The following is a 14,987-nucleotide window of genomic DNA, read 5'->3' as shown; positions in this document are numbered from 1 at the left end:
GTGCAGCCGCAAGGGCAGCACATACAATGCCGGCATGCCCGCCTCCTTCCTCTTCTACGACCTCGAAACCTTCGGCAGCGATCCGCGCCGCACACGCATCGCCCAGTTCGCCGCAATCCGCACCGATGCCGAACTCAACGAAATCGACGCGCCAATCAGCTTCTTCGTGCAACCGGCGAATGACCTGTTGCCCTCGCCGCAGGCCACGATGGTCACCGGCATCGCCCCGCAGGACGCGCTGCGCGACGGCGTCAACGAGGCCACCGCATTCGCCCGCATCATTGAGGAAATGGGTCGCCCGGAAACCTGCAGCGCCGGCTACAACTCGCTGCGCTTCGACGACGAGTTCATCCGTTACGGCCTGTATCGCAATTTCCACGATCCCTACGAACGCGAATGGCGCGGCGGCAATTCGCGCTGGGACTTGCTGGACGCGCTACGGCTGATGCATGCACTGCGGCCCGAGGGCATCGTCTGGCGACAGCGCGAGGACGGCGGCGGCACCAGTTTCAAGCTGGAGCATCTGGCCGAGGACAACGGTTTGCGCGTCGGCGATGCGCACGAAGCGTTGAGCGATGTGCGCGCACTGATTGGCGTGGCCCAGCTGTTCCGCAAGGCGCAGCCGAAGCTGTGGGATTACGCGCTGCGCCTGCGCGACAAGCGCTTTGCTGCCAGCCTGCTTGATCCGGTGGCGATGACGCCGGTGCTGCATGTGTCACAACGCTTTCCCGCTTCACGCCTGTGCGCCGCGCCGGTGATCCCGCTGGCACGGCATCCGCAAATCGATTCGCGCATGATCGTGTTCGACCTGGCAAGCGAACCGGATGCCCTGCTTGATCTTGATGCCGACGCCATCGCCGAACGTCTCTATATCCGCCAAACCGACCTGCCCGAAGGCGAAACCCGCATCCCGCTGAAGGAAGTGCATGCCAACAAATGCCCGGCGCTGGTGCGCTGGGAGCATCTGCGCGATGCCGACTTCGCCCGCCTCGGCATCGATCCGGATGTCGTGCAGGCACGCGCTGAAACACTGCGCGCCGCCGGCCCGGCGATTGCCGAAAAAGTGCGCCGCGTGTTCGCGCGTGAACGCCCGGCAGACGGCGTTGATGTGGATGCCGCGCTGTACGACAGCTTCATGCCGGACACCGACAAGCGCCTGCTGGCGCAGGTACGCGGCACGCCACCGCATTTGCTGGCGAAGGCACAATACGCCTTCCGCGATGCGCGCCTGCCGGAACTGCTGCTGCGCTATCGCGCGCGCAACTGGCCGGACAGCCTGCTGCCCGCCGAACACGAACGCTGGAACGACTACCGCAGGCAACGCCTGCTGGCCGACAACGGGCTGTCCGAAGTCAGCTTCGAGCAATATCGCGAACAGATCGCCCAACTGCGCATCGCGCATGCCGACGATGGCGCGAAGCTCGCCCTGCTGGATCGCTTGGAAGACTGGGGCAACGGCATCGCCGCTGACCTTGCCTGATCGCTACACTTCGCACAAACCACCGGAGCGCCACCGTGTCGAAAAAACAGAAATGGCTGCTGTCCATCGTCATCGCCCTGCTGCTGGCGCTGTTCGCCTTCACTGCCGCCGGGCCATATATGGCCATCAATGGCATTCGCAAGGTGATCGCCAGCGGGCAGTACGGTGAACTGCAGCGTTACGTCGATTTCGACCGCCTGCGCGAGAGCGTGCGCCCGCAAATACAGGAGAAGATCGTCGGCGGGCTGTTGCAGCGCATGGGCGCGGGTGCGGCCTCCAGGGCCGTGAGCAGGGTCACCAACATGATTTCCGAGCCCGCCATCGATGCGATGGTGTCACCGGTCGGCATCGCCACCCTGCTCTACGGCAGCGTGCTGGCGAAACAGGTGACCGGCCAGCAGGATGCGGACGGCAAGGTGCGCGCCACCGATCCGCTGAAGGAAGCGAAGACGCGCTTTGAATCGCCTTCGCTGTTTACCGCCACGGTGGAAAGCAACGAGGGAAAGCCGGTGGTGTTCGAGTTCAGCCGCAAGGGACTCAGCTGGAAGTTGACCGGTATCCGCTTGCCCGAATAGCAACGTTGCGTGGAGCAAGCTCCGCGCCTACGTATTTGCAACACCGTGCGGCACATGTCCGGCGGCAACATGGCGGCGCGCCGAATCAATGTTGTGCGGCGAATCGTCGAAAAAGATGTCCGCGCCGAAGGCTTCAAGGAACGGCCCCTTGTCGCGCCCGCCGAGGAACAATGCCTCGTCCAGCCGCACGTCCCATTCGCGCAGGGTGCGGATCACCCGCTCATGCGCGGGTGCGGAGCGCGCGGTGACCAAGGCGGTGCGGATCGGCGCGTCATCGCCCGCTGCAAACCCGGCCTGCAAATCGTGCAATGCCGACAGGAAGCCACGGAACGGCCCGCCGGACAGCGGTTCGTGCGCGCGTTCGCGTTCGTGGCGGCCGAATGCTTCCACACCCTGCTCGCGCGACAGCCGTTCGCTTTCATCGCCGAACAGCACCGCATCGCCATCGAAGGCAATCCGCACTTGGTCATGACGGGATTCACCGGCACGTGCAGGAAGAATCGTCGCGGCAGCCACGCCGGCTTCCAGCGCAGCGCGCACGGATTCCGGATTGGCAGACAGGAACAACTGCGCCCCGAACGGCTTGATGTAGGGCCAGACCGGCGCGCCGGAGGTGAAGGTGGCGCGGCGGATGTCCAGGCCGTGATGCTGGATCGAATTGAACACGCGCAATCCGGTGTCCGAGGAATTACGCGAAAGCAGGATGACTTCCACCCGTGGCGCATCCGCAGGTGCATCCGCATTCAGCGCCAGCAACTTGCGCGCCAGCGGGAAGGCGATGCCCGGTTCCAGCACGTCGTCCTCGTGCCGGCGCTGGTGGTCGGCGAAGGCCTTGATGCCCTCGCGCTCGAACAGCGCGTGGCTGTCCTCCATGTGGAACAGCGCACGGGTGGTGATGGCGATGGTGAGGGTGGCGACGGGTTCGGGCATGGTGGAAAGTATCGCCGATGCCGGTCTCGCCGGCTGCGACGCCCGCTCAGACCGTGAACTGCTCGATCAGGATGCGTTCCTCGAGGTTGTGCTCGGGATCGAACAGCAGGGTCACGCTACGATCACGCGATTCGCGCACCAGCACCTCGGTCACGTCGCGGACTTCGTGCGAATCGGCGGTGGCGCTGACCGGGCGCTTGTGCGGGTCGAGCACGCGAAAGCGCACCTCGGTGCCGGATTTCAGCACCGCACCACGCCAGCGGCGCGGGCGGAACGGCGCAATCGGCGTCAATGCCACCACATTCGTGCCCAGCGGCAGGATCGGGCCGTGCGCGGAGAAGTTGTAGGCGGTGCTACCAGCGGGCGTGGCCAGCATCACGCCATCACAAATCAATTCGTCGAGGCGGACTTCGCCATTGAGTTCGATGCAGACATGCGCGGCCTGCCGGGTCTGGCGCAGCAGCGAGACCTCGTTGTAGGCCAGCGAGCCGACACTGGCACCGGACTCGGTCTGCGCCAGCATTTCCAGTGGATGCAACACGGCAGGCTCGGCGGAAGCGATGCGTTCCAGCGGGTCGTCGCCTTCGCGGTACTGGTTCATCAGGAAGCCGACCGTGCCCAGCTTCATGCCGAACACGGGCTTGCCCAGTCCGCCGTGGCGATGCAGGGTCTGCAGCATGAAGCCGTCGCCGCCGAGGGCGACGATCACGTCGGCGTCCTGCGGCGCATGCGTGCCGTGGATCGCGGTCAGCGCACGCAGCGCGGCCTGCGCTTCATCGGACGGGCTGGCAAGCAGGGCAAGGCATGGCGTGGTCATGGCGATCAGCCGAAAGCCCGCGTCATCAATTCATCCATTGCATCGATGATCCGTTGGCCGTGTTCCGCCAATGACGCGACCGGTTTGCCGAGACTGTCCTTCGGCAGGGAGAACACATCCAGCGGAACCAACACCACGGGCTCGCCTTCCACGACGAACGTCGGTGCAAACCTTGCCGGGTACTGCCCACCAAAACCGGATTTCTTCATCAGCGGAATCACCACGCGGCGGTGGTAATCATCGAAATAAGCGGATTGCACCACTACGACATAAGCGATGCCGTCGTGCCCGCGACCGGGATATCGGTGGACGTCGAATTGCGCCATCAACGTACCCAATCGGGTGCGAATTCATCCGCCGGATGGACATGATTGCGGTGGAACTGGTTCAAGTCCTCGCACAGGCGACGGTATTCCTCACGCCTGGTCGCTTCCGCCTGCTGTTGCTGCTGCACGAAATCCGCCAGCAGGTGTTCCACCTCGGCAGACAGGTTGCCGGTGACCTGCCGCGCCTGCGCGACCAGATCCTCGTTCAGCGACAGGTTGACCGGGCGCTTGGGCGCGTTGACGTTGTAGGCAGGCTTCATGGCGACGGCTCCGGCATGGGTCATGCGCACCTTATGCGCATTGGGGGCAGGTCGCAAGCTGGCGCGCCAGCCAATAAGTCGAGTTCTGTAGATGGCAGTCGTTTTCCCGTTACTCGCATGCCAACAATTCGTGAACCCGCACATCAAGTGCCTTGGCGATCTTCTCGATGTTGTCCAGCGAGATGTTCCGCCGCAGTCGCTCAACATGGGCGATGAAGGTCCTGTCCAGCCCCGCTTCAAGCGCCAGCCCGTCCTGCGACAAGCCGCGCTCGGCCCGCAGGCGCTTCATGTTGAGCGCCAGCAGCATACGTGCGCTCTGCGATTGGGGGAGTGTCCTGGGCACTTCCCAAGCGTCGGTTGGTGATGTATATGTGTCACCGGTGTTTACGTCACTTTTTCAGGTTTACCGTCCATCACAGGGGAATGGCAATGGTCAGCTATGTGAGGAAGTTGGTGTGCTTTGGGGCACTGTCGCTTGTTGCTGCAGGGCCTATTGCGGCGTCATCCTCAGACAACCAGCACGTACTTGAACTTGGCTCATGGACAGACCCGCTTACTCCGCCGAAGGGGCCTTGGACTACGTGTAGCAAATGGGCCAAACCGTGGTCAGGCGCGAAAATCTGCGTGGGTCACACCTACCGCTGGAAATACATGGACTGCTCCTTGCAGGCCAAGATCACCACGCCGAAGCCGGAGCCACTGCTGGACAAGGCCAAGCAGGCCGTCACCGAAGCAGCTGTCAAAACTGCGCTGTTGGAACTGTTGAAGGGCATGGCCTCCGGTGGTGGTACGGCGTCCACGGCAGGGATCACTTTCCAGACCCTCTTGCTTGAGGAATTGCGCAAGATTGATCCGGGGATCTCCGTGCAACTCGACCAAGCCTGCGGCTGGTCGGCTCCGAGGTGATGACCATGAACACCCGACGCATGCTCCTGGCCTGCATTTTCTTGTTGCCGACAACAGTTTTCGCGCAGCAAACCGCCAGCCTGAGAAAAGCTGCCATCGATCATTTCTATGGGCGCCTCATTGATGGCTCATCTACATGGCTGGTTTACGGAGACGGTTTCTCTTGCCAAAGTAGTTATCGGTGGAAACAGCCTTATGGCCCAGATCATCCAACTCTACGAGTCGTGGAAGAAACCAGCTTGTGTGATCTTGCAGATGGCAGGAAAAATGCAAACCGGATTGAAATCTCATTTGATTTGGCCACAGGCAAGAATCTAACTAAAATGGGCGATCTAGTTTTGCAATATGTGCTGCCAACTCAAATCGTCTGGCTAGGTGGTGGCGATTTTATTGAAAAAACTCGTCTTCCCAGCGGAAAAATATTCGAGAGGAAATTTGTTTCGCAAAACAGCCGAAACTATGCCTCTTCCAAAGCAGAAGCCAATGCGATGATGCGTCGTGGATCAGCAGAGCGTGAGGCGGAGGAACGTGAGCGTGAGACGGAGGAACGACAGAACAGACAAAGGACTTGGCAGGCAATCGGCGGCCTTGTCACGACGGCTGCCGCAGCCAGAAGCACATCCAGCAACGACAGCTATCGACCAGTAACACCGAGCACAAGCGCATCATCCAACAGTTCGTATGACTCGCCTACTGCAACAGCCGCGCCAAGCGCAAGCACGTCATCGGGCTATTCGGGAACTTCCAATCAGAGACCACAAGCGCAGGGCGTGCCAAATTGCTTGAGAATCGAAGCAGGCCCGAAAGGTCAACTTGGAGGGCCACAGCACATCGTGAATACCTGCCCATTTGAAGTGGAGGCCGCATGGAGCGAGCCGGGCCAGGAACGGTTGAACAATCGATGGTCGCTTGGCATTGGCGGAAGTTACCCCGTGAAGGGCGGCGTAATTACTTACAATGCCTGTCGCGGCAGGAACACCATTATGAAAACCGAAGGGAAGCGCATTTGGTGCTTTGCTCCCGATTGAGCGTATTGCGTCAACTTTTCCATCAAGCAAACGGCCCGGTATTCCGGGCCGTATTGTTTTGCCCCTCACCCGCCCCCGACTCGAGCCTCGGGGGCAGGCTCTTCGGCACCCTCTCCCCGCTCGCGGGGAGAGGGAACACCCATCAGCCGCGCTGCGCCAACTGCGCCAGCCGCTGCACCGCCACCGAGGCGGTCGGGTAGTCCAGCGCCTTCTGCGCAGCCAGCTCACCCAGCATCGACAGGGTGAAGCGCAGTGAAGCATCGTCGCGGGCCAGCCACGCGGTGACCTTGGCATCAGCGTCCTTGCCCGGCATCGCCAGCACCTGCCCGGTCAGGCTGCGCATCTGCGTTGCCAGTTCATCCCGCAGCACGCCGCGCGCGACAGCGTGCCAGCGGCCATCCACCTTCAGTGCCTCGATCTGCGCGCGCAGCCACGGCTCGCGCAGGGCATCGGCAAGGCGGAAATAGACCTTGGCGACTTCGATCGGGCGCAGCTTGCGCTCACGCGCCAGCTCGATGATGTTGGGACTGGCTTCCAGATACGGCAGCGCGGCCAGTTGGTCGGCCAGCGCCGCCGGCACGCCCTTGGCACGCCAGTCCTTGCGGCAGGCTTCGTACTCGGGGCGCTGCGACGGCGGCAGGATGCCCTCGCCCGCGCGGATGTCGCGGAAGCCGTCGTGGTAGCGCTCCACCGCATCGGTGATCGCCGGCACCGCGCCGGGGCGCGACAGCAGCCAGCGGGTGAAGCCGCGCTGCAACTCCCAGATCACCTGCAGGGCATCGATCTGCACGTCCTCGGCCACCTTGCCGTCCAGCGCGTCGATCTGCGTCCACAGCTCGCGCGCGTCCAGCGTTTCGCGGGTGATGGTGTAGGCGCGGGCGATCTCGCCGATGCTGCGGCCACTGTCTTCCTGCATGCGCATCAGGAAGGTCGCGCCCATGCGGTTGATGGTGGAGTTGGTCACCGCCGTGGCGATGATTTCGCGCTTCAGGCGGTGGTTCTCCATCGCCTTGGCGTACTTGCCCTGCAGCGGCTCGGGGAAGTAGCGCACCAGTTCCTTGGACAGGTACGGGTCTTCCGGCACGTCCGATTCCAGCAATTGCGGGAAGGCCACCAGCTTGGAATACGACAGCAGCACCGACAGTTCGGGCCGGGTCAGGCCCTGTCCACGCAATTTGCGTTCGGCGATTTCGGCATCGGACGGCAGGAACTCGATCTGCCGATCCAGCAGGCCCTGTGATTCCAATGTGGCGATGAAATGCATCTTCGAACCCAAACGCGACGCACTCATGCGCTCCATCAGGGTCAGCGCCTGGTTCTGGCGATAGTTGTCGTTCAACACGAGCTGCGCGACTTCATCGGTCATCGCCGCCAGCAGCTTGTTGCGCTCCGGCAGCTTGAGCTTCTTCTTCTGCACCTCGCCGTTGAGCAGGATCTTGATGTTCACCTCATGGTCGGAGGTGTCCACGCCGGCGGAGTTGTCGATGAAGTCGGTATTGAGCAGCACGCCGTGCTGGGCAGCCTCGATGCGGCCAAGCTGGGTCATGCCCAGGTTGCCGCCCTCGCCCACCACCTTGCAGCGCAGCTCCGCACCATTGACGCGCAGGCCGTTGTTGGCGCGGTCGCCGACGTCGGCATTGTTCTCGCGGCTGGACTTCACATAGGTACCGATGCCGCCGTTCCACAGCAGGTCAACCGGTGCCTTGAGGATGGCGTTCATCAGCTCGTTCGGGCTGAGCGCAGAGACGCCTGCGTCGATGCCCAGCGCGGCTTTCGCCTCTGCCGACAGCGGAATCGACTTGGCCGAACGCGGGAACACGCCGCCGCCCTTGCCGATGAGTTTTGCGTCGTAGTCCGCCCAGCTGGATCGCGGCAGCTTGAACAGGCGCTGGCGTTCCTTGAACGAGGTCGCCGCATCCGGATTCGGATCGATGAAGATGTGGCGATGGTCGAACGCCGCCACCAGGCGGATGTGCTTGCTCAGCAGCATGCCGTTGCCGAACACGTCGCCAGACATGTCGCCAACGCCAACGCAGGTGAAGTCCTGCTTCTGGCAATCGCGACCCAGCGCACGGAAGTGGCGCTTGACCGATTCCCACGCGCCGCGCGCGGTGATGCCCATGCCCTTGTGGTCGTAGCCCACCGAACCGCCGGAGGCGAACGCATCGTCCAGCCAGAAGCCATGCGCCTGCGCGATGCCATTGGCGATGTCGGAGAACGTGGCCGTGCCCTTGTCGGCGGCGACGACGAGGTACGGGTCGTCGCCGTCATGGCGCACGACGCCTGCCGGCGGCAGCACCTTGCCATCGCTGGAAAGATTGTCGGTCACGTCCAGCAGGCCGTTGATGAAGCGCTTGTAGCAGGCCACGCCCTCGGCGAACCACGCATCGCGGTCCTGCGCCGGGTCGGGTGACTGCTTGCAGATGAAGCCGCCCTTGCTGCCCACCGGCACGATCACGGTGTTCTTCACCATCTGCGCCTTGACCAGGCCCAGCACCTCCGTGCGGAAGTCCTCGCGGCGATCCGACCAACGCAGGCCACCGCGCGCCACCGGGCCGAAGCGCAGATGGATGCCTTCCACGCGCGGGCCGCAGACCCAGATTTCGCGATACGGGCGCGGCTTGGGAAGATCGGGCACCTGCGCCGAATCCAGCTTGTAGGCCACGTAGTCGGCGGGGCCACCGTCCTTGCGCAGGCCATCCTTGTAGGTGACGTAATAGCTGGTGCGCAAGGTGGCTTCGATCACATTGATGAAGCTGCGCAGGATGCGGTCTTCATCAAGGCTGGAGACGCGATCCATCAGGCCCAGCAGTGCGGTGCGTGCGGCTTCCACCTGCGCATCGCGGCCCTTGGCGCGCGCCTCGATCACCTGCTTCAGCGCGGCCAGCACGGCTTCGTCACCACTTGCCAGCGCCTTCAACTGCGCACCGAAGCGGCCCATGCCCTGCTTGATCTCGGCATCGCTTTCCTTGCCGGTGCTCGGGTCGAAGCGTGCTTCGAACAGTTCCACCAGCAGGCGCGACAGCAGCGGATAACGCGCCAGCGTGGCTTCCATGTAGCTCTGCGAGAACGGCACGCCCACCTGCAACAGGTACTTGCAGTAACTGCGCAGCATCGCGACCTGCTTCCACGACAGGCCGGCGGCAAGGATCAGGCGATTGAAGCCGTCGTTCTCGGCCTCGCCGCGCCAGACGCGGGCAAAGGCTTCCTCGAAGTTCTCGTCGATGGCACCAACGTCCAGCTCGCCCTGCAGCGATTCAACCTCGAAGTCCTGGATGAAGCAGATGCCACCTGTGGCATCGACTTTGTACGGATGCTCGGAGATCACGCGCAGGCCCATGTTTTCCATCATCGGCAGCGCATCGGACAGCGGGATGTCATCCAGTTGCCGATAGAACTTGAAGCGGATGCCGCCCCCGTGGCGGCGCGATCGATACAGCGACAGGCGCAGGTCCTCCGGCCCGTTCAGCGCGGCCAGATGCTCCACGTCATCGGCCGCGATCTCGGGGCTGACTTCTTCGATATAGCCCGCTGGCAGCGCACGCCCGTAGCGCTCCGCCAGCTTCAGGCCGGCTTCCTCGCCATGGCGCGCAATCAGTTGTTCGCGCAGTTCGTCGCGCCAGTCGCGCACGATGCCGGCCAGCGCGTCTTCCAGCGCGGGCAGGTCCACCGCCTTCTCGCTGCCGGAGTGCGCACGCGGGCGCACCACGATGTGCAATTGCGCCAGCGGCGAATCGCCAATCTGCACGCGGGTATCCACCTGCTCGCCATCCAGCGCGTCGCGCAGCAGGGCTTCGATGCGATGGCGCACCTGAGTGCTCATGCGGTCACGCGGGATATAGGCCAGCGCGGAGTAGAAGCGGTCATAGCGGTCGCGGCGCAGGAACAGCTTGCTGCGCACGCGCTCCTGCAGGCCAAGGATGCCCATGCCGGTGCGGAACAGTTCTTCCTCGCTGGACTGAAACAGCTCCTCGCGCGGCAGGGTTTCCAGGATGTGGCGCAGCGCCTTGCCGCTGTGGCTGTCCGGGGCCAGCCCGGACTTGCGCATCACGTACTCATGGCGCTGGCGCACCAGCGGAATGTCCCATGGGCGGCGGGTGTAGGCGCTGGAGGTGTACAGGCCGATGAAGCGCTGCTCGGCCACCGGCCTGCCCTTGGCGTCGAAGCTGAGCACGCCGATGTAGTCCATGTAGCCGGGGCGATGCACGCTGGAACGCGCATTGGTCTTGGTCAGGATCAGCGCATCCACCGCGCCGCTCTGCGGCATGGCATGCGCCGCCAGCGACTTCAGCCGGCGCGGCCGGCCGGCATCCTTGCCGCGCAGCAGACCAAGCCCGCTGGCTTCGTCCGCCACCAGCACCTCGTCCTTGCCCTGCTTCACCACCTTGTATTCGCGGTAGCCAAGGAACGTGAAATGATCGTCCGCCGCCCAATGCAGGAAGGCCTGCGCCTCGCGCTTGCCTGCTTCGGGCACCGGCATGCGCCGGTCGGCCAGTTCGTCCGCAACCGCGCCCATCTTGTCCTTCATCGGCTGCCAGTCGGCCACGATCGCGCGCACGTCAGCCAGCACCTGCTCGATGCGCGCCTGGATCGCGACCATCGCGGCCTGCGGCTGGCGGTCGATTTCCAGATGCATCATCGATTCGCGTTCGCCATCACCAATTGCCGTCAACTTGCCGGCCTTGTCGCGCGACACCTGCAGCACCGGATGCCCCAGCACATGCACGCCCACGCCCATGTCGGCCAGCGCCATCGTCACCGAATCGACAAGGAAGGGCATGTCGTCATTGATGATCTGCAACACCGTATGCGGCGTCTCCCAGCCTTCCGCCTTCAGCGTCGGGTTGAACAGGCGGATGTTGGCCTTGCCGCGCTTGCGGTTGCGCGCGAATGCCAGCATGTCGGCTGCCAGTGCAGCCCAGCCCTCGGCACCATGCTGGCGGTATTCGTCCTCGTCCATGCGCACGTAGAAGGCGGTGGCGAAGCGACGGGCCTCCTCGCGCCCGGCCTTGCCCACGCGGCGTGCGAGCGCATCGAGTACGGAATCAAGCGGGACGGTATCGGCGGTGTTGTTCATGGTGTTCCTGTTTTCCTGATGCAGAACGGTCGCGCCATGCGCGACCGTCGGGGATGGTTTGGCGTCAGCGCAGGCCGGTTTCGGCGCGGGCGATGACCAGCCGCTGGATTTCGCTGGTGCCTTCGTAGATTTCGGTGATCTTGGCGTCGCGGAAGTAGCGCTCGATCGGCATTTCCTTGGAATAGCCCATGCCGCCGTGGATCTGCAATGCCTGATGGCTGATCCACATCGCGGCCTCGGAGGCAGTGAGTTTCGCCACCGATGCCTCGGTGGTGAAGCGTTTGCCCTGCCCCTTCAACCATGCCGCGCGCAGCGTCAGCAGCAGCGCCGCATCCAGCTTGCACTTCATGTCGGCGATCTTGGCCTGGGTCATCTGGAACGTGCCGATGGGCGCGCCGAAGGCCTTGCGATCCTTCACGTATTCAAGCGTTGCTTCATAGGCAGCGCGGGCGATGCCGATGGCCTGCGAGGCGATGCCGATGCGGCCCGCGTCCAGCACGCCCATCGCGATCTTGAAGCCCTGGCCTTCCTCGCCCAGCACGTCGTCGGCCTGCACCACGTAATCGGTGAACTCGATCTCGCAGGTGGCCGAGGCGCGAATGCCCAGCTTCGGCTCGGTCTTGCCGCGATGGAAGCCGGCGCGATCCGTGTCGATCATGAACGCGGTGATGCCGCGCGCGCCCTTGTCGGCGTCGGTCATCGCGAACAGCACGATGTACTTCGCCACAGGTCCCGACGTGATCCAGCTTTTCTTGCCATTGACGATGTAACTGCCGTCCGCCTGCTTCACCGCCTTGCAGCGCATCGCCGTGGCATCGGAACCGGACTGCGGCTCGGTCAGCGCGAACGCGCCGATCTCGCGGCCTTCGGCAATCGCGCGCACATACTTCTGCTTCTGCGCTTCCGTGCCGAAGGTGAGGATGCCGTTGCAGAACAGCGAGTTGTTGACCGACACGATGGTCGAATGCGCGGCATCGGCTGCGGCAATCTCCACCATCGCCAACACATAGGCCACCGGATCCATGCCGGCACCGCCGTATTCGGCAGGCACCTCGATGCCCATCAGGCCGTTCTCGCCAAGGGCGCGGATGTTGTCGAGCGGAAACTCGCCGGTCTGGTCGTGATGCTCGGCACTGGGCGCGATGCGCTCGCGCGCAATGCGCCGGGCCACGTCCTGCAGCATCAACTGTTCTTCACTGAACCCGAACTCCACGGCGCGCTCCGGTATCGTTGCAATCGATACCAAAATTGTAGCGCCGCGCCGCCACAAACCCTACCGTTTGGAGCACCCGGCTACGCAGCCCTGATCCGGCTTGACCCGAAAGCCGCATCGCGACACACTTATCGTTGAATCGCGATGGAAAGATATAAATGGATCTGGAAGGCTGGTCTTCGCGTCTGAAGGTATTTGCCGACGCCACCCGCGTGCGCCTGCTCGCCCTGCTGGAAGGCGAAGAGCTGACCGTGGCGGAACTTTCCGCCATCACCCAGCTGGCGCAGCCGCGCGTTTCAACGCATCTCGCCAAGCTCAAGGAAGCCGGGCTGGTGCGTGACCGCCGTGCGGGCGTGTCGGCCTATTACCGCTTCGACCATGCCGCACTTGATCCCGCGCAACTGGCGCTTTGGCAGTCGATCAGCGCCGGCAGCGACGACCCCCTGCTGCGGCAAGACGCCGAGCGCGTGCCTGCCGTGCTGGCAACCCGCGCCGCCGACCAGAACTGGGCCGACAGCGTGGCCGGCGACATGGAGCGCCATTACTCGCCGGGCCGCACCTGGGAAGCGCTGGCGCGCACCGCGCTGCCGCTGCTGGAACCGGGCGACGTACTGGACATCGCCTCCGGTGACGGCGTGCTGGCCGAGTTGCTGGCCCCGCATTCGGGCCGCTATGTCTGCGTGGATGCCAGCCAGCGCGTGGTTGCTGCCGCCGGTGAACGCCTGAGCCGCTACCCGAACGTGGAAGTGCGCGAAGGCGACATGCACGCGCTGCCGTTCAAGGATGCGAGCTTTGACCTTGTCGTGTTGATGCATGCGCTGACCTATTCGTCGAAACCCGCGCAGGCGGTGGCCGAAGGTGCGCGCGTGCTGCGCAAGGGCGGTCGCCTGCTGCTGTCCAGCCTTGGTAAGCACGAACACCGCAGCGTGGTGGAAGCCTACGGCCATGTGAACCTGGGTTTCGCCGCGAAGGAATTGCGAAAGTTCGCCGAGAAGGCCGGGCTGACGATTGCCACAGCCGAAACCGTGACCCGCGAACGCAGGCCACCGCATTTCGAGGTGATCTCGCTGACTGGCGTGAAGTCGTGATGTGAAGTCCTCCCCTTCAAGGGGAGGGTTTGGATGGGGATGGTGTTCAACCGTCATGCCACAAGCAACCCCATCCCCATCCCGGCCTTCCCCTTGAAGGGGAAGGAGAAAAACAACGCATTTTTGAGAACACTGATGAACGCCTTGCCCTGGAAAAACCCCGCCCGCGCCGAAGCGCTGCAAGCCGCACTCGCCCGCCGCATCCTCATCATCGACGGCGCGATGGGCACCATGATCCAGCGCCACGAATTGCAGGAAGCCGACTATCGCGGCGAACGCTTCGCGCAGGGCTACGACAGCCTGTTTGCGGCGGACGGCCACGCGCATGGCAACGGCTGCGGCTGCGAAGGCCATGATCAGCGCGGCAACAATGACCTGCTTACGCTCACCCGCCCCGACATCATCCGTGGCATTCACAAGGCCTATCTGGATGCGGGCGCTGATCTGGTCGAAACCAATACCTTCAACTCCACCAGCATTTCGCTGGCGGATTACCGCCTGCAACACCTCGTGCGCGAACTGAACCGCGAGGGTGCGCGGCTTGCCCGCATCGAATGCGATGCCGCCGAAGCACGCGACCCCACGCAACCACGCTTCGTCATCGGCGTGCTGGGCCCGACCAGCCGCACCGCTTCGCTGTCGCCGGATGTGAACCGTCCGGGCTTTCGTGCCATCGACTTCGACGAACTGGCGCAGGCCTATCGCGAGGCCGCACGTGGATTGATCGAAGGTGGCGCGGATGTGCTGATGGTGGAAACCGTGTTCGACACGCTCAATGCCAAGGCCGCGCTGTTCGCCATCGATGACGTGTTCGAGGAGTTCGGCGCACGCCTGCCGGTGATGGTGTCCGGCACGATTACCGATGCCTCTGGCCGCACGCTGTCCGGCCAGACCGCCGAGGCGTTCTGGTACTCGCTGCGGCATGCACAACCGCTCGCCATCGGCCTGAACTGCGCGCTGGGCGCAAAGGATTTGCGCCAGCATGTGGACGTGCTGGCACAGGTGGCCGATACCCACGTCAGCTGCCACCCGAACGCCGGCCTGCCCAACGCCTTTGGCGGCTACGACGAAACGCCGGAGGACATGGCCGGCGTGCTGCGCGAGTTTGCGCAAAGCAGCCTGCTGAACCTCGTCGGCGGTTGCTGCGGCACCACGCCCGAGCACATCGCCGCGATTGCGCAGGCCGTGCGCGGGCTGCCGCCGCGCAAGGTGCCTGAGTTGGAGAACGCTGCATGATCTTCCTGGCTTCTGCTCCCTCCCCTGCTTGCAGGGGAGGGTTGGGGAGGG

Annotated in this window: 12 protein-coding genes and 1 pseudogene; 6 read left to right on the top strand and 7 right to left on the bottom strand. The window is 63.8% G+C overall.

Annotated features, from left to right (window positions below; all coding sequences use genetic code 11):
- Window positions 1-34 precede the first annotated feature (34 nt).
- Together sbcB and QM612_RS01965 are read left to right on the top strand one after the other, a co-directional pair.
- Window positions 35-1,480 (top strand): exodeoxyribonuclease I, encoded by a 1,446-nt coding sequence (gene sbcB, locus QM612_RS01970; protein ID WP_415252219.1) that lies wholly within the window; start codon window positions 35-37, stop codon window positions 1,478-1,480.
- 35 nt (window positions 1,481-1,515) lie between these two features.
- Window positions 1,516-2,055 (top strand): DUF2939 domain-containing protein, encoded by a 540-nt coding sequence (locus tag QM612_RS01965; RefSeq protein WP_415252218.1) that lies wholly within the window; start codon window positions 1,516-1,518, stop codon window positions 2,053-2,055.
- A 27-nt stretch (window positions 2,056-2,082) separates the two neighbouring features.
- Here the strand turns inward: QM612_RS01965 and QM612_RS01960 are convergent, their stop codons facing one another.
- From QM612_RS01960 to QM612_RS01940, 5 genes are all read right to left on the bottom strand, one after another.
- Window positions 2,083-2,985 (bottom strand): 5'-nucleotidase, encoded by a 903-nt coding sequence (locus tag QM612_RS01960; protein WP_415252217.1) that lies wholly within the window; start codon window positions 2,983-2,985, stop codon window positions 2,083-2,085.
- 46 nt (window positions 2,986-3,031) lie between these two features.
- Window positions 3,032-3,802, bottom strand: coding sequence for an NAD kinase (locus QM612_RS01955; RefSeq protein WP_415252216.1), 771 nt, complete (start codon window positions 3,800-3,802; stop codon window positions 3,032-3,034).
- Between the two features lie 5 nt (window positions 3,803-3,807).
- Entirely contained in the window at window positions 3,808-4,128 is a 321-nt protein-coding gene (locus QM612_RS01950; protein WP_415252215.1) for a CcdB family protein, read from the bottom strand.
- Entirely contained in the window at window positions 4,128-4,388 is a 261-nt protein-coding gene (locus QM612_RS01945; protein ID WP_415252214.1) for a type II toxin-antitoxin system CcdA family antitoxin, read from the bottom strand. The genes QM612_RS01950 and QM612_RS01945 overlap by 1 nt, the downstream gene beginning before the upstream one ends.
- A gap of 109 nt (window positions 4,389-4,497) precedes the next feature.
- Window positions 4,498-4,677 carry a helix-turn-helix domain-containing protein gene (locus QM612_RS01940; protein WP_415252213.1) on the bottom strand — a complete coding sequence of 60 codons (180 nt, stop codon included), beginning with the start codon at window positions 4,675-4,677 and terminating at the stop codon, window positions 4,498-4,500.
- 335 nt (window positions 4,678-5,012) lie between these two features.
- Between QM612_RS01940 and QM612_RS01935 the strand changes: the two genes are divergently transcribed.
- Both QM612_RS01935 and QM612_RS01930 read left to right on the top strand, forming a co-directional pair.
- Window positions 5,013-5,294, top strand: a complete 282-nt coding sequence (locus QM612_RS01935; protein ID WP_415252212.1) for a hypothetical protein — start codon at window positions 5,013-5,015, stop codon at window positions 5,292-5,294.
- 5 nt (window positions 5,295-5,299) lie between these two features.
- On the top strand, window positions 5,300-6,322 hold the full coding sequence (locus tag QM612_RS01930; RefSeq protein WP_415252211.1) for a hypothetical protein: 1,023 nt from the start codon (window positions 5,300-5,302) through the stop codon (window positions 6,320-6,322).
- 142 nt (window positions 6,323-6,464) lie between these two features.
- Here QM612_RS01930 and QM612_RS01925 read toward each other — a convergent pair whose 3' ends face one another.
- Both QM612_RS01925 and QM612_RS01920 read right to left on the bottom strand, forming a co-directional pair.
- On the bottom strand, window positions 6,465-11,399 hold the full coding sequence (locus tag QM612_RS01925) for an NAD-glutamate dehydrogenase (protein ID WP_415252210.1): 4,935 nt from the start codon (window positions 11,397-11,399) through the stop codon (window positions 6,465-6,467).
- A gap of 64 nt (window positions 11,400-11,463) precedes the next feature.
- On the bottom strand, window positions 11,464-12,612 hold the full coding sequence (locus QM612_RS01920; RefSeq protein ID WP_415252209.1) for an acyl-CoA dehydrogenase family protein: 1,149 nt from the start codon (window positions 12,610-12,612) through the stop codon (window positions 11,464-11,466).
- 158 nt (window positions 12,613-12,770) lie between these two features.
- On the opposite strand from QM612_RS01920, the pseudogene QM612_RS01915 reads away from it, so the two are divergent.
- Both QM612_RS01915 and QM612_RS01910 read left to right on the top strand, forming a co-directional pair.
- Window positions 12,771-13,694: pseudogene (locus tag QM612_RS01915) on the top strand (ArsR/SmtB family transcription factor); the annotation flags it as partial.
- A 141-nt stretch (window positions 13,695-13,835) separates the two neighbouring features.
- Entirely contained in the window at window positions 13,836-14,936 is a 1,101-nt protein-coding gene (locus QM612_RS01910) for a homocysteine S-methyltransferase family protein (protein WP_415252208.1), read from the top strand.
- Window positions 14,937-14,987: the final 51 nt, after the last annotated feature.

Origin of the sequence: Thermomonas sp. (assembly GCF_047606765.1) — a bacterium.
In the GTDB taxonomy this organism is placed as follows: Bacteria; Pseudomonadota; Gammaproteobacteria; order Xanthomonadales; family Xanthomonadaceae; genus Thermomonas.
The sequence above is the reverse complement of the archived record's forward strand: the minus strand, read 5'-3'. Positions and strand labels throughout refer to the sequence as shown.